The 17,350-nt window shown below is 68.5% G+C and carries 16 protein-coding genes; 6 read left to right on the forward strand and 10 right to left on the reverse strand.

Annotated elements, in window-relative coordinates; genetic code table 11:
* Positions 1–1,992, forward strand: coding sequence for a M3 family metallopeptidase (locus J7D54_RS09090; protein WP_182763594.1), 1,992 nt, complete (start codon positions 1–3; stop codon positions 1,990–1,992).
* 11 nt (positions 1,993–2,003) lie between these two features.
* Complete coding sequence (locus tag J7D54_RS09095; RefSeq protein WP_182763595.1) at positions 2,004–2,579, forward strand: DinB family protein; 576 nt, start codon at positions 2,004–2,006, stop codon at positions 2,577–2,579.
* Between the two features lie 144 nt (positions 2,580–2,723).
* Here J7D54_RS09095 and J7D54_RS09100 read toward each other — a convergent pair whose 3' ends face one another.
* The gene (locus tag J7D54_RS09100; protein WP_182763596.1) at positions 2,724–4,052 is read right to left on the reverse strand and encodes a DUF4921 family protein; all 1,329 of its coding nucleotides are present in this window, start codon (positions 4,050–4,052) and stop codon (positions 2,724–2,726) included.
* A 41-nt stretch (positions 4,053–4,093) separates the two neighbouring features.
* Here J7D54_RS09100 and J7D54_RS09105 point away from each other — a divergent pair, with 41 nt between their 5' ends.
* Complete coding sequence (locus J7D54_RS09105; RefSeq protein WP_182763597.1) at positions 4,094–6,142, forward strand: prolyl oligopeptidase family serine peptidase; 2,049 nt, start codon at positions 4,094–4,096, stop codon at positions 6,140–6,142.
* An 18-nt stretch (positions 6,143–6,160) separates the two neighbouring features.
* Here the strand turns inward: J7D54_RS09105 and J7D54_RS09110 are convergent, their stop codons facing one another.
* Complete coding sequence (locus J7D54_RS09110) at positions 6,161–7,093, reverse strand: heme o synthase (RefSeq protein ID WP_256437898.1); 933 nt, start codon at positions 7,091–7,093, stop codon at positions 6,161–6,163.
* Between the two features lie 131 nt (positions 7,094–7,224).
* On the opposite strand from J7D54_RS09110, the gene zwf reads away from it, so the two are divergent.
* The 3 genes from zwf to pgl are packed head-to-tail and all read left to right on the forward strand — an operon-like array spanning position 7,225 to position 10,414.
* Positions 7,225–8,757 (forward strand): glucose-6-phosphate dehydrogenase, encoded by a 1,533-nt coding sequence (zwf, locus tag J7D54_RS09115; protein WP_182763598.1) that lies wholly within the window; start codon positions 7,225–7,227, stop codon positions 8,755–8,757.
* A 16-nt stretch (positions 8,758–8,773) separates the two neighbouring features.
* Positions 8,774–9,679, forward strand: coding sequence for a glucose-6-phosphate dehydrogenase assembly protein OpcA (locus J7D54_RS09120; RefSeq protein ID WP_182763599.1), 906 nt, complete (start codon positions 8,774–8,776; stop codon positions 9,677–9,679).
* Positions 9,680–10,414 (forward strand): 6-phosphogluconolactonase, encoded by a 735-nt coding sequence (pgl, locus tag J7D54_RS09125; protein ID WP_182763600.1) that lies wholly within the window; start codon positions 9,680–9,682, stop codon positions 10,412–10,414.
* A gap of 24 nt (positions 10,415–10,438) precedes the next feature.
* On the opposite strand, the gene J7D54_RS09130 is transcribed toward pgl, so the two are convergent.
* The 8 genes from J7D54_RS09130 to rapZ form a co-directional block, all read right to left on the reverse strand.
* Positions 10,439–10,795 carry an RNA polymerase-binding protein RbpA gene (locus tag J7D54_RS09130; RefSeq protein ID WP_076058374.1) on the reverse strand — a complete coding sequence of 119 codons (357 nt, stop codon included), beginning with the start codon at positions 10,793–10,795 and terminating at the stop codon, positions 10,439–10,441.
* A 57-nt stretch (positions 10,796–10,852) separates the two neighbouring features.
* Positions 10,853–11,113 carry a preprotein translocase subunit SecG gene (secG, locus tag J7D54_RS09135; RefSeq protein ID WP_245243940.1) on the reverse strand — a complete coding sequence of 87 codons (261 nt, stop codon included), beginning with the start codon at positions 11,111–11,113 and terminating at the stop codon, positions 10,853–10,855.
* A gap of 183 nt (positions 11,114–11,296) precedes the next feature.
* The gene (gene tpiA / locus J7D54_RS09140; RefSeq protein WP_182763601.1) at positions 11,297–12,076 is read right to left on the reverse strand and encodes a triose-phosphate isomerase; all 780 of its coding nucleotides are present in this window, start codon (positions 12,074–12,076) and stop codon (positions 11,297–11,299) included.
* Complete coding sequence (pgk, locus tag J7D54_RS09145; protein ID WP_182763602.1) at positions 12,076–13,290, reverse strand: phosphoglycerate kinase; 1,215 nt, start codon at positions 13,288–13,290, stop codon at positions 12,076–12,078. Before pgk ends, tpiA begins: the two co-directional genes overlap by 1 nt.
* Positions 13,291–13,393: 103 nt before the next feature.
* Entirely contained in the window at positions 13,394–14,389 is a 996-nt protein-coding gene (gene gap, locus J7D54_RS09150; protein WP_182763603.1) for a type I glyceraldehyde-3-phosphate dehydrogenase, read from the reverse strand.
* A 113-nt stretch (positions 14,390–14,502) separates the two neighbouring features.
* Complete coding sequence (whiA, locus tag J7D54_RS09155; RefSeq protein ID WP_209455101.1) at positions 14,503–15,483, reverse strand: DNA-binding protein WhiA; 981 nt, start codon at positions 15,481–15,483, stop codon at positions 14,503–14,505.
* Between the two features lie 49 nt (positions 15,484–15,532).
* A complete protein-coding gene (yvcK, locus tag J7D54_RS09160) occupies positions 15,533–16,480 on the reverse strand; it encodes a uridine diphosphate-N-acetylglucosamine-binding protein YvcK (RefSeq protein ID WP_182763604.1) in 948 nt (315 codons plus the stop codon).
* Entirely contained in the window at positions 16,477–17,343 is an 867-nt protein-coding gene (gene rapZ / locus J7D54_RS09165) for an RNase adapter RapZ (RefSeq protein WP_182763605.1), read from the reverse strand. The genes yvcK and rapZ overlap by 4 nt, the downstream gene beginning before the upstream one ends.
* Between the last annotated feature and the right edge of the window lie 7 nt (positions 17,344–17,350).

The following is a 17,350-nucleotide window of genomic DNA, read 5'->3' on the forward strand; positions in this document are numbered from 1 at the left end:
ATGTCGATCAACCCCGTGCTCACCACCGAACTGCCCTTCTCGCTGCCCGATTTCGCCAACGCCACCCCCCGTGACTACCACGTGGCCATCGAGGAGGGCATGCGCACCCAACTGGGTGCCCTGGCCAAGTTGCGCGGTGACGGTTCACCCGCCACCGTGGCCAACGTGCTGGCCGAGTGGGACGCGGCCCAGGACGTGCTGCTCAGGGCGATGAACGCCTTCTTCGCGGTCTACGCGTCGGACGCCACCGACGAGATGATCGCCATCGAGGAGGAGATCGCGCCGCGCCTCGCCGAGCACAGCGACGCCATCTACCTCGATCGTGACCTCTACGCCCGCCTGCAGTCCCTCGAGGCCCGGATCGCCGACGGTGAAACCGAGGCGGACGCCCAGGACCGCTACGCGCTCGACGAACTGCTCCGTTCGTTCCGCCGCGCCGGTGTCGCGCTCACCGACGACGAGCAGACGCGCCTCCGCGCGATGAACAAGCGGCTCGCGGAGTTGTCCAGCCGCTTCGAGACGCTGAACCGCGAGGCCCGCGTCGCCGGCGGTTTCGCCGTGACCGAAGCGGAACTCACGGGGCTCACCGACGACGAGAAGTCAGCGCTGAAAACCGACGACGGATACCGGATCGAGTTGGTGAACACGACCCAACAGCCGCTGGCGGCCAAGCTCGCCGACGCCGGCGTGCGCCGTCGACTGCTGGAGGCCTCCACCACGCGCGCCCTGTCCGGGGAGTTCGACACCCGCGGGGTCGTCGTCGAGATCGCCCGCCTCCGCGCCGAGCGCGCCACCCTCCTCGGGTACCCGAACCACGCGGCGATCGTCGCCGAGGCCGGTACCGCCAAGACGGTCGACGCCATCCTGGGGATGCTCGTGCCCCTGGCCCAGGCCGCTCTGGCCAAGGCCGTCGAGGAGAGCAGGGACCTCCGCGAGCGGTACGCCCAGCTGAATCCGGGCGCGGAGTTCACGGCCGCGGACTGGTCCTTCGTGGAGGCGATCGTGCGTCGGGAGCGCTTCGCCTTCGACGAGGCCGAACTGGGCGAATACCTGCAGGTGGACAGGGTGCTGAAGGCCGTCTACGCGGCGGCCGAGGAACTCTACGGACTCACCTTCGCCCTGCGCGAGGACCTGGGTGGGCACGTTCCCGGCACCCAGACCTACGAGGTGCACGACGACGAGGGCATCGTCGGCCTGTTCGTGATGGACTTCTGGGCCCGCCCCACGAAGAACGGCGGCGCCTGGATGAGCAACCTCGTCGACCAGTCGGACCGCACCGGTGATCTGCCGGTGGTGACGAACAACTGCAACTACACCCCGACGACCACGGCCATCTCCTGGGACGACGTGATCACGATGTTCCACGAGTTCGGCCACGCGCTGCACGGCCTGTTGGCCAGTTCCCGCTACGCGGGACGCTCCGGCGCCAACACCCCGCGCGACTTCGTCGAGTTCCCCAGCCAGGTCAACGAACACTGGGCCTGGACCCCTGGCCGGGTGCTGCCGGCCGAGTGGATCACCAAGCTCGAAGAGGCCTCCACGTTCGGCCAGGGCTACGCCACCGCTGAGACAGAGCTCGCCTCGCTGCTCGACCTGGTGTGGCACACCACTCCGCTGGAGGAACTCCCCACGTTGGCAGACGAGGTGGAGGGCTTCGAGCACCGCGCCCTCGAGAAGTACGGCCTCGCCAACGAACTGGTCCCGCCGCGCTACCGCACGCAGTACTTCGCCCACATCTGGGGCGGCGGCTACGCGGCCAGCTACTACGGCTACGCGTGGGCGAAGGTGATGGACGCCGACGCGGTGGCCTGGTTCAAGGAGAACACCGAGGGCCACTCCCCGGCCATGACGCTGCGCCAGGCCGGCGAACACTTCCGCCGCACGCTGCTGGCGCCCGGCGGCTCCGTCGATCCGATGGAGACCTACCGGAGCTTCCGCGGGCGCGACCCGGAACTCGCGCCCCTGCTCGAGCGTCTCGGCCTGACCATCTGAGAGGAGCCGACATGGATATCAAAGCCGCCCTGCACCGGCAGCTCCGGCTGCAGCGTGAAGCGCTCCTGTGGAAGGCGGAGGGACTGGACGAGCGCGACCTGCGCCTGCCCCGCACCCCCACCGGCACCAACCTGTTGGGGCTGATCAAGCACTGTCTGGGCGTCGAGCACGGCTATTTCCTGACCAGCATGGGGCGAGCCTCCCAGCTCAAGCTGCCCGAGATCGACTTCGAGCAGGATCCGAACGGCGACTTCTACGCCACCGAGGATGAGCGCGCCGACGAACTCATCGAGCTGTACCGGGCCGTGGCGGTCGAGGTCGACCAGGCGATCGACGAGTTGGAGCTCGACGCGCCCGGCACGGTCGAATGGTGGGGCGAGCGCGGCGCGACCACGCTGGGCTTCCTGCTCGCGCACGTGCTCGGCGACATCGCACGCCACGCCGGCCACGCCGACATCCTCCGTGAGGGGATCGACGGCCGGCTCGGCGTCACGGTGGACAACTCCAACATGTGGGAGCCGGACGGGGGCTGGGACACCCACGTCCTGCGGCTCACCGGCATCGCCGAGGGCTTCAGCCCGCAGTGACCTCGTGGGTTTCTTCCTCCGGTTTGCGGAAGAAGCCGGCGATCACCGCCGCCGTCCACACCGCGCCCGCCCCCAGGAACGCCCCGTGCGCTCCCTGCAGCATGGCCGCGGACAATCAGCCAGCCCGTGGCCGCGACACCCCTGTCACCGGGAATAGCGCAGCGGGTTCGGGAAGCAGGAGGCCTCCGTGGCGATCCTCAGGTCCGTCGAGATCAGTCCCCTCTCCCGTAGCGGGTAGAGCTCCGAGACCACGCGGTCGCGGATCGTGGCGGGGCTGAGGGTGTTCAGGTAGATCTTCGTGGCGCCCTCGAACCCGGCAAGCGTCGACACGCGCCACTTCAGCATGACCCGCCACGGCATGGCCAGGTTCACGTCGATGGGCCGGTAGTGCCACTCCTCGTTCGAGGGCACCCGCGCCCCGGTGGCCGCATGCATGGCGTGGATCAGGTCGGACATCCCCCTGATCTCGTCCGGGTGCTGTTCCCAGGGGTCCGAGTGCTGTGACCGGGAATAGATCTCAACCGTCGGGTACCGGTGGCCGAACCCGGCGAACGCGACGGCGTGCTCGTTCTCCGCGATGATCAGGTTGCGCCGCGTGGCGTAGTTGGCGGCCGCGTCGTTGAAGATGTTGGGGTTTGCGCGCAGCCTGACCAGTTCCGCCTCCTGCTGGTGGCCCCGGTCGTCGATGGAGACCAACTGCTTGTGGAGATGGTCGAACGACGCGCCGGCAGGCCTCAGCCAGTTCTGGAACACCGCCACGTAGCGGGCGTACCTGTTCACCTCGAACGCCATCCTGGTGCACTCGACGGTGTAGGCGATGAACTGTGCATGCTCCTCCGGGGTGAGCGTGCCTGAGGCGGCCAACTCCGAGTCGTCGGTGGCCGCATCGACGAAGTGTCGCCGGGCGATGACCAGGTCGTGGCCCCCACCGAAGAAGCCTGACGCCGTCTGCAGCTTCTCCTCGTGGCTGAGGGCGGCCACCTCCGCGTCGGTCAGGCCACGGGCGTAGAGCTTCGCCTCCGCCACCCGCATCACGTGGTCGAGCCCCGCCGGCGATGCAAGATATGCCTCCCTCCGCTCGGCCACCGGGGCCGGCAACTCGAACCCGTAGTTCTTGTGCCAGTAGTCGTAGCTCAGGATCTCGAAGAGGTTCGGCACCCTCCGGAACTCCGCGACGGTGGTGAACAGCTCTTCAGCCGGCGTGCGGTAGAGGGTCGCCCAGGAACCGTCGTCGCGACGGACGACCCGGGACTTCTCGGGCGGGGTCTCCATGTAGCGCTGCTCGCAGAAGGGGCAGTGGCGGCCGCGCTCGTCGTCGCGGATGGGCAGCGGATGGGGAGCGATGAGGCCGAGCGGCCGGTCCCCCCGGCCGGGTACGGTCCACACCTCGGTGCCCGTGAACGGGTTGAGCTGCTTGACCGTCCCGTCGCGCAGTTCGGTGATGTACTCGGGTTCGCGCACGAGCGGTGCCATGTTCCGACATTAGCCGCGGCAGGCGTGGCAAGGTGGAAGTCATGACAGACCTCTCGCATCCCGCCACCGAGGAGCACGCTTCCCCCTGGTTCGATCTCGACGCCTACGTGTCGCTGCCCCGCCTCGGCGCCCTCAGTCTCAGCCCCGACGGCGAGACCCTGGTGTGCTCGGTCCAGGGAGTCACCGCAGACAGGACGGAATACGCCAGCGCCCTGTGGCGCGTGGACCCGCACGGCGAGCGGGCCGCCACCCGCTACACACGCTCCGTGCAGGGCGAGTCCGCCGCAGGATTCCTGCCCGACGGTTCCCTGCTGTTCACCTCCAAGCGCGACGTACCGGCCGTCGGCGAGGACGAGCCGAAGAAGTCGACGACCGCCCTGTGGTGCCTGCCTGCCAACGGTGGCGAGGCCTACGTGCTCGCCCGCCGCGACGGCGGCTGGGGCGACGTCCTCACCAGCCCGCTGTCCGACACCGTCGTGCTCGGCGTGCTGATGCACGCAGGAGTCGAGGACGAGGAGGCCGACGCGGCCAAGCGTGAGGCCCGCAGCAAGAGGAAGATCTCAGCGATCCTGCACGACGGCTACCCCGTGCGCTTCTGGGACAAGGACCTCGGCCCCGAGACGACGCGGCTGAGGGCCGCCACCGTCGGCGGCGACGGAGACCGCTCCTTGGAGGGCCTGCGCGATCTGACCGGTGACGTCGGCCGCTCGGTGCGCGAGGCCGTGCTCTCCCGCGACGGCGCAGCGCTCGCCGTCGTCTGGGGCGTGCCCCGCCGTGCGGGCGAGACCATGTCGCAGCTCGAGCTGATCGACGTGGCCCGCGGCCAGCGCCGCACCCTGGCCGCCGACGACGAGCACGAGTACGGCAGCCCCGTCTTCACCGACGACGGCGCCCACGTCGCCTGCGTTCGCACGGCCCGCTCCACCGCTGAGCGCGCTCCGCGGCCCACCCTGTGGCTGATCGACGTCGCTTCGGGCGAGGGACACGAGGTCGCCGGCGGCTGGGACCGGTGGGCCACCCCCGTCGCCTTCTCGCCTGACGGCCGCACAATGTACGCGACCGCGGACGACGACGGCGCCTGCCCGGTCTTCGCCATCGACGTCGCCTCCGGCGAGGTGCGCCGGCTCACCGGCGACGGCTCCCACTCCTCAGTGTTGCGCAGCCCTGACGGCACCACGCTGTACGCCCTCCGCGCCTCGTACGCGAGCCCGGGTGAGATCGTCGCGGTCGATGCCGTCTCCGGCGCCGCCACAGTGCTGCGTGCCCCCGTCGAGTACCCACCGCTCCCCGGCCGCCTCGAGCGCGTCGAGACGGAGGCGTCCGACGGCACCCGCGTCCCCGGCTGGCTCATCCTCCCCGAAGGCGCTTCCCCGGCCCAGCCCGCCCCCCTCACGCTGTGGGTGCACGGCGGCCCGCTGAATTCGTGGAACTCGTGGTCCTGGCGCTGGTGCCCCTGGCTGCTCGTCTCGAGGGGGCAGGCGGTGTTGCTGCCGGACCCCGCCCTGTCGACCGGCTACGGCCAGAGCTACATCCAGCGAGGCTGGGGCCGGTGGGGCGCCGAACCCTTCACCGACGTGATGGCGCTGACCGACGCGGCCGAGGCCCGCGACGACATCCGCAGCGATGCCTCGGTGATGATGGGCGGCTCCTTCGGTGGCTACATGGCCAACTGGATCGCCACCCAGACGGACCGGTTCACGGCGATCGTCAGTCATGCGTCGCTCTGGAACCTCGGCAACTTCGGGCCCACCACCGACGCGGCCTGGTACTGGAAGCGTGAGATGACGCCGGAGATGCAGGCGAAGTTCTCGCCCCACCAGTTCGCCGCGCAGATCACGACGCCCATGCTGGTCATCCACGGGGACAAGGACTACCGCGTCCCGATCGGCGAAGGGCTCGCGCTCTGGTGGGCCCTGGCGAGCGCCTTCGACGGCGACCCCGCGGACCTGCCCCACCGGTTCCTGTACTTCCCGAACGAGAACCACTGGATCCTCACGCCCCAGCACGCCAAGGTCTGGTACGACACGGTGCTGGAGTTCGTGGCCGCACGACGCGAGGGGCGCGCGATGGGGGCCGTGGAGAACCTGTGAGGGTCCCTCGGCACGCCGTCAGAAGAGCAGCGGGTCGATCGCGACGGCGAGGAAGAGGAGCGCGAGATAGGTGTTGGAGTAGTGGAAGAGCTTCATCGCCTTGAGCTGCGCGCCCTCCATGCCCGCACGGGCGCGGCGCCAGAGCTGGAGCGCCTCCCACAGGAAGATCAGGCCGGTGACGAGCGCGACGCCCGGGTACAGCCATCCCGTGGGGGCCACGGGCCACAGAAGCAGCGACATCACGACGGTGGCCACGGAGTACCAGAAGATCTGGGCCCCCACCTGCGGTGCGGTGCGTACCACGGGGAGCATGGGCACGTCGGCGGCGGCGTAGTCGTCTTTGTACCGGAACGCCAACGCCCACGTGTGGGGCGGTGTCCAGAGGAACACCACGCCGAACAGGATGAACGGTGCCCAGGCGATGGAACCGGTCACGGCGGTCCAGCCGATGAGCGGCGGGAAGCATCCGGCGATACCGCCCCAGACGATGTTCTGGGAGGTGCGACGCTTGAGCCACATGGTGTAGACGAAGACATAGAAGGCGTTCGCCACCAGCGCGAGGATGGCGGAGAGCCAGTTGGCGCCGAAGCCCAGCACCAGCGTGGCCAGCACGCCCAGCACGATGCCGAAGACAAGAGCGTTGCGCGCGGAGATCTGGTGGCGGGGCACGGGGCGACGGCGGGTGCGGCGCATGATCTCGTCGATGTCGGCGTCGATCACACAGTTGAAGGTGTTGGCCGAGGCGGCGGCGAACATACCGCCGATCATCGTCCAGATGATCAGCTGCCACGGGGGCAGCCCGCCGGCTGCCAGGAACATGGCGGGCACGGTGGTCACGAGCAGCAACTCGATGATCCGGGGTTTGGTCAGCGCCACATAGGCCCGTATGACGTCGCCGAAGCGAGCCTCCGTAGGCTGGGCCTGAGCCTGGACCGCCACACGCACCCCGATTCTCGTCTCCGCGATTTCCGAAGCAGTCTACCCGCCCGCCCGCCGGGCACCTAAGCGGCGACTCCCGGTGCCCGGCCAGCGGACGAGCGATTGCTTCCCCGCCCCGCCGGGTACGTCTAGTGTTGGTCCCGATGAACGCCTACACCAATCCCCTGCGCGATCCCCAGGACCGCCGCCTGCCTCGCATCGCCGGACCCTGCGTCCTGGTCATCTTCGGTGTGACGGGTGACCTGTCGCGCAAGAAGCTGATGCCCGCCGTCTACGACCTGGCCAACCGCGGCCTGTTGCCGCCCGGTTTCGCGCTGGTGGGCTTCGCGCGCCGTGACTGGGCGAACCAGGATTTCGCCCAGGTGGTGCACGACGCGGTGAAGGAGAATGCCCGCACCCCGTTCCGCGAAGAGGTCTGGGAACAGCTCCTGGAGGGCATCCGGTTCGTCTCCGGCTCCTTCACCGACGACGCCTCGTTCGAGCGCCTCGGGGCAACCATCCGCGAACTGGACACCACCCGGGGCACCGGTGGCAACCACGCGTTCTACCTGTCCATCCCACCGTCGGGCTTCGAGCCGGTCATGACGATGCTGCGCAAGCACGGCCTGACGGAGCGCGTGGCGGACGACAACTGGAACCGCGTGGTCATCGAGAAACCCTTCGGCCACGACTTGGCCTCAGCCAAGGAACTCGACGCGGTGGTCAGTTCGCTGTTCCAGCCGCACGAGGTCTTCCGCATCGACCACTACCTGGGCAAGGAGACCGTCCAGAACATGTTGGCGCTGCGCTTCGCGAACCAGATGTTCGAACCCATCTGGAACAACCACTACGTCAGCCATGTGGAGATCACGATGGCCGAGGACATCGGCATCGGTGGCCGCGCCGGCTACTTCGACGGCATCGGCATCGCCCGCGACGTCATGCAGAACCACCTTCTCCAGCTCCTGGCGCTCACCGCCATGGAGGAGCCCACCAGCTTCGAGGCCTCGCAGTTGCGCACCGAGAAGAAGAAGGTGCTCGCCGCCGCCCGCGTGCCGCAGCGCTACGACCTCCACACCGCCCGCGGCCAGTACGCGGCCGGCTGGCAGGGCGGCAAGCAGGTCATCGGTTACCTGCAGGAGGACGGCGTGGCGGAGGGCTCCGCCACGGAGACCTACGCGGCCATCCGGGTCGACATCGACAACCGACGGTGGGCCGGGGTGCCGTTCTACCTGCGCACCGCCAAGCGGATGCCCCGCCGCGTGACCGAGGTGGCGCTCAGCTTCAAGCGTGCGCCGCACCTGCCGTTCACCGCCACGGACACCGAGGAGCTGGGCACCAACGCGCTGGTCATGCGGATCCAGCCCGACGAGGGCGTCACCCTGCGCTTCGGCGCCAAGGTGCCGGGCACCCAGATGGAGATCCGTGAGGTCTCGATGGACTTCGGCTACGGCGGCTCCTTCACCGAATCATCCCCGGAGGCCTACGAGCGCCTCATCCTCGACGTCCTCCTGGGCGACCCGCCCCTCTTCCCGCAACAGGAGGAAGTGGAGCTGAGCTGGCAGATCCTGGATCCGGTCATCGAATACTGGGCGTCCCTGGACGGGCAGCCCGAACAGTACGAGTCCGGCACCTGGGGCCCCGAGTCGGGGCACGAGATGCTGGCCCGCGACGGCTTCAAGTGGCGTCGGCCGTAAGGGAGACAGAGAACTCATGATCATCGACCTGACTGATACCTCGGCCCGCGACATCGCGGCCGCCCTGATCAACGCGCGCCGCACAGTGGGCAGCGCCTCCGGCCTCGTGCTGACCCTGATCGTGGTCACAGACGACGACCACTTCGACGAGGTTCTCCGCGCCGCACAGGCCTCGGCCACCGCGCACCCCTCGCGGGTCATCGTCGTGACCTACGTCGACGGTGACGAGCCGTTCCTGGACGCCGAGATCCAGGTGGGTGAGGGGCACCCCGGCGACCTTCTGATCCTGCGCCTGCACGGCTCGCTCCGCGAACACGGCGACTCCATCTGCCTGCCGCTGCTCTTGCCGGACTCCCCCACCATCGTGTGGTGGCCCAACACGGCGCCGGACCACCTGGCGGAGGACCCCATCGGTTCCCTGGCAGACCGCCGCATCACCGACGCCGCCGGAGATCCTGATCCGCAGCAGGCCCTGGTACGTCGCGCGCGCAACCACGCCGACGGGGACACGGACCTCACCTGGACGCGCCTCACCCGGTGGCGCGCGCTCCTGACCGCATCCCTGGACCAGACCCGGTCCGTCGTGACCGGCGCCTGCGTCCGTTCCGCGCCGGACAACGCACCCGCCACGCTGCTCGCGGCCTGGCTGAGCGAGCGCCTCGGCGTCGACGTGCACCGCGTCGACGGTGACCACCCGGGCGTCAACGAGGTCGTGCTCAACACGGAGCAGGGCGACATCGTCCTCAGCCGCGTCCGCGAGGGCGCCGCCCACTACCGCGTGCCCGGCGAGCCGGACCGTACCGTCGCGCTGCGCCGTCGTCCGCTGACGGACCTCATCACTGAGGAACTCCAGCGGATGGACGCCGACGACATCTTCGAGGCAGCGGTCCAACGGGTGGTCAAGGATTCGGAGGCGAGCTAGATGTACACGCGGGTGGTCCGGCTGGAGACGGCGGCGGACGTGAGCCGGGTGGTCGCGGCACAGTTGCTTGCCAAGATCATCGAGCTGCAGCGCACGCAGGACACGGTGCACCTCTGCCTGACGGGAGGCAACGCGGCCAACGCCATGTATGAGCAGTTCGCCGAACTGGCCGACGGTTCAGCCCTGGATGCCGCGAAACTCCAGTTGTGGTGGGGCAACGAGCACTTCGTGCCCACCACAGACCCGGCCCGCAACTCGCTCCAGGCCATCAGCAGGCTGGCCCGCACCGTCTCGATCACTTCCGCCGACACCCACATGATGGCGGCCAAGGACGGCCGCAAGGACAGCCAGGAGTCAGCGGCGGAGTACGAGGAGGAGTTGGGTGACACCCGCTTCGACATCACACTGCTCGGCATCGGCAACGACGGCCACGTGGCGTCGATCTTCCCCGGCCACCCCAGTTTCGACCCCACGACGAGCCGCGCCGTGATCGGGGTTGAGGACAGCCCCATGGCGCCGTCGGAACGCATCTCCCTCACCATCCCCACCCTCAACCGGGGCGCGGAGATGTGGATCATGGCCACTGGCGAGGCCAAGGCGGACGCGGTGCAGCGTTCGCTCGACGGCGATGAAAGCATTCCGGCCGCGCATGTGCGCGGCCGGAATGCAACTCTGTGGTTCCTCGATGCGGGCGCCTCGGCCGGTCTCCCGGCCCAGTACACCTGCACCTTCTGAGGCCACCTCCTCAGCGGTGTCCGCTCAGTAGATGACCTCACCCGCGGCGCGGCGGGCCCGCAGTGCGGAGATCGCCTCTTCGAGGATCTGCGCTGCTTCGGCGTCGGTGCGACGCTCCTTCACATACGCGAGGTGGGTCTTGTAGGGAATGATCTTCGGCGGCGGAGGAGGATTCTCCGCATCCATGTTGGCCGGGAGGCCGCAGCGCGGGCAGTCCCACGACTCAGGAATCTGGGCTTCGGCTGCAAACGCCGGCGTGGTCACGTGACCACTGGCGCAGAAGTACGAAACGTGCATACGGGGTGCTGCTTCGCCCCGTTCTGCCTCGCCCATGGGACCGGCGCCTACACGGCTGCCGCGAATGGCGTTGCCACCTGCCACTTTGCTGTTCTCCTACTACGAGAAGTGATGGATTGAAAAGGGTATGAGGATGAGTGATCAGGCGCCGATGCGATACAGCACCAGGAGGCCGACGATCGTCAGCAGCCACACGACGGCGAGCACCACCGTGATCCGGTCAAGACGACGCTCAGCGGTGGACACGCCACCCATGGAGGTCGACATGCCGCCGCCGAACAGATCTGACATTCCGCCGCCACGGCCTTTGTGGAGCAGAACGGTGGCCGCAAGGAGGATGCTGAGGATCACGACGATCACAGACAGCGTGGTAATGGGCCATGAAACCAAGGGGACAATCACGCGGTACAGCCTAACCGACAGCGCCGGATAATCCACATCCGGTACCCCTGTGGTGAGCACTTTCGCCCCGCATGGTTGCTCCTAAAATGAGAAACCCCCAAAGCCCGGGCAGCATGCCCGGACGATGGGGGTCTCAGGTGGGCATGCCCTCCTGACGGGGTCAGGAGAGCGCCCGGCCAGCGATCAGAACTGGTAGAAGCGGACGATGGCCGCAAACTCCTCGGGCTGGAGGCTCGCGCCGCCGACCAGGGCGCCGTCGATGTCCGGCTGGCTCATGATCTGGGCCACGTTGCCGGACTTGACGGAACCGCCGTACTGGATGCGCACCGACTCGGCGGTGGGACCGTCGTACAGCTCGGCGACCTCCTTGCGGATGGCGCCACACACCTCCTGGGCGTTCTCCGGGGTGGCGACCTCGCCGGTGCCGATGGCCCAGACGGGCTCATAGGCGATCACGAGGCCGGCGACCTGCTCGGCCGTCAGGCCGGCCAGCGTGCCGCGCACCTGGTTGAGGGTGTACTCGACGTGCTCCCCCGCCTTGCGGATGTCGAGGCCTTCGCCCACGCAGACGATGGGGGTCATGCCCGCGGCCAGGACCTTGGCGGCCTTGGCGTTGATGAGGGCGTCGTCCTCGCCGTAGTACTCGCGGCGCTCGGAGTGGCCGACGATGACGTACTGGACGCCGAGCTTCGACAGCATGGCCGTCGAGATCTCACCGGTGTAGGCGCCGTTGTCGTGCTGCGAGACGTTCTGGGCACCGAGGCCGAACTTCAGGCGGTCACCGTCGATGAGGGTGCGCACCGTGCGCAGGTCCGTGAAGGGGACGCAGAGCACCGCGTCGGACTTCGCCGGATCCCATTCCTTGTCGACGAGCGTGTAGTGCAGCTTCTCAACCAGGCCGGTGGCCTCGATGTGGTCGACGTTCATCTTCCAGTTGCCGGCCATGATGGGCTTGCGTGTCATCAGTTGTCCCCTTCCAGAACAGCGATACCGGGCAGTTCCTTGCCCTCGAGGAACTCGAGGGAGGCGCCGCCGCCCGTCGAGATGTGGCCGAACTCGTCGTCAGCGTGGCCGAGGACGCGCACGGCGGCCGCGGAGTCACCGCCGCCGACGACGGAGAGGCCGTCGACTTCGGTGAGGGCCTTGGCGACCGCAGCGGTGCCCTGGGCGAATGCCGGGATCTCGAACACGCCCATGGGGCCGTTCCAGAACACCGTCTTGGCGCCCTTGATCGCCTCGGCGAACAGCACCTCGCTCTCGGGGCCGATGTCGAGGCCCATCTTGCCTGCGGGGATGGCGTCGGCAGCGACGACCTCCACCTCGCCCTTGGCTTCGCGGGCGTCGAAATCCATGCCGTCGGCGATGCGGACATCGACCGGCAGCAGGATCGTCTTGCCGGCGGCCTCAGCCTGCGCGAGGTAGTCGCGGCAGGTCTGCAGGTTGTCCTCGTCGAGCAGCGAGGAGCCGATGTTCATGCCCTGCGCCTTGAGGAAGGTGAACAACATGCCGCCGCCGATGACCAGGGTGTCGGCAACCTTCAGCAGGTTGTCGATGACCTGCAGCTTGTCGGCGACCTTGGCGCCACCCAGCACGACGACATAGGGCCGCTCGGGGCTCTCGGTCAGTTGCTTGAGGACGCCGACCTCCTTGGCGACCAGCGAACCGGCGGCGTTGGGCAGCAGCGAGGCCACGTCGTAGACGGAGGCCTGCTTGCGGTGCACGACGCCGAAGCCGTCGGAGACGAAGAGGTCGCCGAACGCGGCGTACTTCTCGGCCAGCGCCTTGCGCGCGGCCTCGTCCTTGGACTCCTCGGCGGGCTCGTAGCGGACGTTCTCCAGCAGGGCGACGTCGCCGTCTGCCAGCGAGGCGACGGTGGCCTGGGCGGATTCGCCCACCACGTCGGTGGCCAGCTTGACCTCGGAACCGAGCAGTTCGGCGAGGCGGACCGCGACGGGGGCCAGGGAGTACTTGGGGTTGGCCTCACCCTTCGGGCGGCCGAGGTGGGCCATGATGACGACGCGGGCGCCGGCGTCGCGCAGTGCGGTCAGCGTGGGCAGCGCGGCGCGGATGCGGCCGTCGTCGGTGATGTTCTTGTCTGCGTCCAGCGGGACGTTGAAATCGCAGCGGATGAGTACCCGCTTGCCGGACAGATCGCCCAGCTCAGCAACGGACTTCACTTCGGTCCTCTTTCTTCTCAGATTTCTTCGGGCGACAACGGCCCTGCGGCCCCAGGCGGGGCCACAGGGCCGTTGTCTCAGACCACGTAGGTGGTGGTGTTGATCAGAGCTTCGAGCCGACCAGGACGGTCAGGTCGACGAGACGGTTGGAGTAGCCCCACTCGTTGTCGTACCAGCCGAGAACCTTCACCTGGTTGCCGATCACCTTGGTGAGCTTGGCGTCGAAGATGCAGGAAGCCGGATCGGTCTCGATGTCCTTGGAGACGATCTCGTCTTCGGTGTAGACGAGGACCTTGCCGTCGGCGGCCTTCTTGATGATCTCGTTGATCTCCTCGACGGAGGTCTCACGGGACGCCTCGAAGGTGAGGTCGGTGGCGGAACCGGTGGGGGTGGGGACGCGCATGGCGTATCCGTCGAGCTTGCCCTTGAGTTCGGGCAGCACGAGCGACACGGCCTTGGCGGCACCGGTGGTGGTGGGAACCATGTTCAGGGCAGCGGCGCGCGAGCGACGCAGGTCCTTGTGGGGGCCGTCCTGCAGGTTCTGGTCCGCGGTGTAGGCGTGGATGGTGGTCATCAGGCCCTTGACGATGCCGATGCCGTCGTTGAGCGCCTTGGCCATGGGGGCGAGGCAGTTGGTGGTGCACGACGCGTTCGAGATGATGTTGTGCTTCTCGGTGTCGTACAGCTCGTCGTTGACGCCCATGACGATGGTGATGTCCTCATTCTTGGCGGGAGCCGAGATGAGCACCTTCTTGGCGCCGGCCTGGATGTGGGCCTGGGCCTTGGTGGCGTCGGTGAAGAAGCCGGTGGACTCGATGACGATGTCGACGCCGAGGTCCTTCCACGGCAGCGCGGCGGGATCCTTCTCCGCGAACGCCTTGATCTCCTTGCCGTCGACGGTCAGTGCGTCGTCGTCGTAGCTGATCTCGCCCGGGAAACGGCCCAGGATCGAGTCGTACTTCAGCAGGTGGGCCAGGGTCTTGTTATCGGTCAGGTCGTTGACGGCAACCACGTCGAGGTCGGCCCCCGCAGCGACGAGCGCGCGGTAGAAGTTACGGCCGATGCGGCCAAAGCCGTTGATTGCAACCTTTACGGTCATGAGGAATTCGATCCCTTTCGAGCTACCGAGCGCACGGATGCGCGGATGGACATCCTCATCCTAACGACTTGAGCACCTCGAGCAAGAGTGGGGTCGTTTTAGTGAGCGTAACCTCAGCCGTCCTGGAGGTCTGCCGGGAGGCTGGCCTCCGTCGTGGGAATCCCACGTTCTTCCGCCACCTTGTCCGCTGTGGCGAGGAGGCGTCGGATCCGTCCAGCGATGGCGTCCTTGGTCAGCGGCGGCTCGTGCAGCTGACCCAGTTCCTCGAGGCTGGCCTGGCGGTGCTGGAGCCGCAGGTTCCCGGCTTCGCGCAGGTGCTCGGGCACCTCGTCGCCGAGGATCTCCATGGCTCGCTCCACGCGGGCGCTGGCGGCGACGGCGGCCCGGGCCGAGCGGCGCAGGTTGGCGTCGTCGAAGTTGGCCAGCCGGTTCACCGAGGCGCGCACCTCGCGGCGGCGGCGGCGTTCCTCCCAGAGGATCCGCGTCTCAGGAGCCCCCATGCGGGTCAGCAGTTCCGCGATGGAGTCGCCGTCGCGGATGACCACCCGCTCCACCCCGCGCACCTCGCGGGACTTCACGGCGATGCCCAGGCGGCGGGCCGCGCCGACGAGGGCGAGGGCCGCTTCAGAGCCGGGGCAGGTGATCTCCAGCGACATCGAGCGGCCGGGCTCCGTCAACGAGCCGCGTGCCAGGAACGCGCCGCGCCACACAGCCACGGCGTCCGCCACGGAACCGCCGACGACGATGGGGGGCAGGCCGCGCACGGGCCTGCGCTGCTGGTCCACCAGCCCCGTCATGCGGGCCAGTTGCTCCCCGCCCTGCACTGCGCGCACGGAGTACCGGGGGCCGCGGCGCACGCCGGAGGCATTGATCACGAGCAGGTCTGTGTCGATGGTGTAGAGGTCGCTGATGAAACTGCGCAGGCGTCGAGCCGCTCCACCGGTGTCGAGTTCCGCCTCCACGACGATGCGGCCACCCACCAGGTGGAGGCCTCCGGCGAAGCGCAACATCGCCGCCACCTCGGCCCGTCGCACAGACGGATGGGGCGCGACGACGGAGGCCAGTTCGGCCTTCACCTTCTGCGTCAGAGCCATGGGCCGAAGTCTGCCATACGGGGACGGCCATGCACCGGGGTCAGGATCCTCACCCGGTGATCACTTCGCTGAACACCGAGGCGAGGCGGTGCCGGTCATGGGTGGACGAGCCGTCGCGGGATGCGACGTCGGCCCGGACGAGGCGTCCCCCCATCGACTGCACGTAACCCTCGATGTGCTCGTCGTCCGCGGTGAAGCGGCTGTCGGCGATGACCGCGTCGAGGCGGAGGTTCGGAGCATGCTCCGCAAGCGTCTCGATGTGACGGGCGGCGGAGAAGCCGTCGGTCTCCGCCGCGGCGGTGATGTTGAGGACGAGGATGCGCTGCGCCTTCGTCGTGACGATCGCCTCGGCGAGCTCCGGCACAAGGAGGTGCGGGAGCACTGAGGTGAACCACGAACCCGGGCCGAGCACGACGGCGTCGGCCGCCATGATCGCCGCCACCGCCTCGGGTCTCGCTGGGGGCTGGTCCGGCACGAGCCTGACGCGCTGCACTTCCGCCCTGGTCTTGGCGACGGTGGCCTGGCCGCTCAGGGTGCACACCTCGTCGGGCGCGAACGGGTCCAGGCCCAGCACGTCTGCCTCGATCTCGAGCGGCACGGAGCTCATGGGCAGCACGCGACCCCGGGTGCGCAGCAGGTCGCCGACCATGTCGAGGCCCTGGACCGGATCCTCGAACTGCTGCCAGAGCCCGGCGATCAGCAGGTTGCCGATCGCGTGCCCGCCGAGCGGGCCGTCGCCCGTGAACCGTGACTGCAACACGTTCGCCCAGGTGCGGCCGGCGTGGTCGTCGGAGCAGAGCGCCGCCAGCGCCATGCGCAGGTCTCCGGGCGGGAGGCAGTTGAACTCCTGGCGCAGCCGGCCGGAGGAGCCCCCGTCGTCCGCGACGGTCACGACGGCGGTGAGCTGGTCCGTGACGCGGCGCAGCGCCGTCAGGGACGCGGCGAGGCCGTGGCCGCCGCCGAGGGCGACCACCTTGGGCAGGGAGTCGATGGTCATTCCTTCCCCAGATCCCGGTGCAGCACCGTGGTCGGGAAGCCGTGCTCACGCAGCCTCATGGAGAGTTCTTCGCTCATGCTGGTGGAGCGGTGCTTGCCGCCGGTGCAGCCGATCGCGACGGTGACCTGGCGCTTGCCCTCGTTGAGGTAGCCGGGCGCGACCGTGGCCAGCAGCTCCACCATGTGATCCTGGAACCGCTGTGCCGCCTGCTGCTTGAGCACGTACTGCGCCACGTCCTTGCTGAGCCCGGATTTCGGCCTCAGTTCCGGGATCCAGTACGGGTTGGGCAGGAAGCGCACGTCGAACACCATGTCGGCGTCGACCGGCACGCCGTTCTTGAAGCCGAAGGAGATCAGCGCGATCTTCAGCTTGTCGGTGGCCTCGTCCCCGAAGTGGTTGGCCACGCGCTGGACGAGTTGGCGCGCGGAGAGGCGCGTCGTGTCGACCACGATGTCGGCGGTGGCCCGGATGTCTGCGAGCAGGCGGCGCTCACGGGCGATGCCCTCGATCAGCCGGTCACCGCCCTGGAGCGGCAGCGGGCGTCGGTTGGATTCCTGGCGCTGCACGATGATGTCGTCGTCCGCCTCGAGGAAGACCGTCGTGACCCGGCCACCCGCGGCCTCCAGCGTGGCCAACGCGGCCGGCAACTGCTCGAACTGTTCGCGGCTACGCACGTCCGCCACGACCGCCACCTTGTACACGCCATCGTTGAGCAGCGTCTGCGCCAGCCCGGGCAACATGACGGGAGGCAGGTTGTCGACGGTGAACCAGCCGAGGTCCTCCATGGCGTGCGCCGCCGTGCGTCGCCCCGCACCGGACAGGCCGGTGATGATGGCGAACTCCTGGTGCGCGACGTCGGTCATGGCGCCC

Source organism: Tessaracoccus sp. MC1865, from assembly GCF_017815535.1.
GTDB lineage: Bacteria > Actinomycetota > Actinomycetes > Propionibacteriales > Propionibacteriaceae > Arachnia.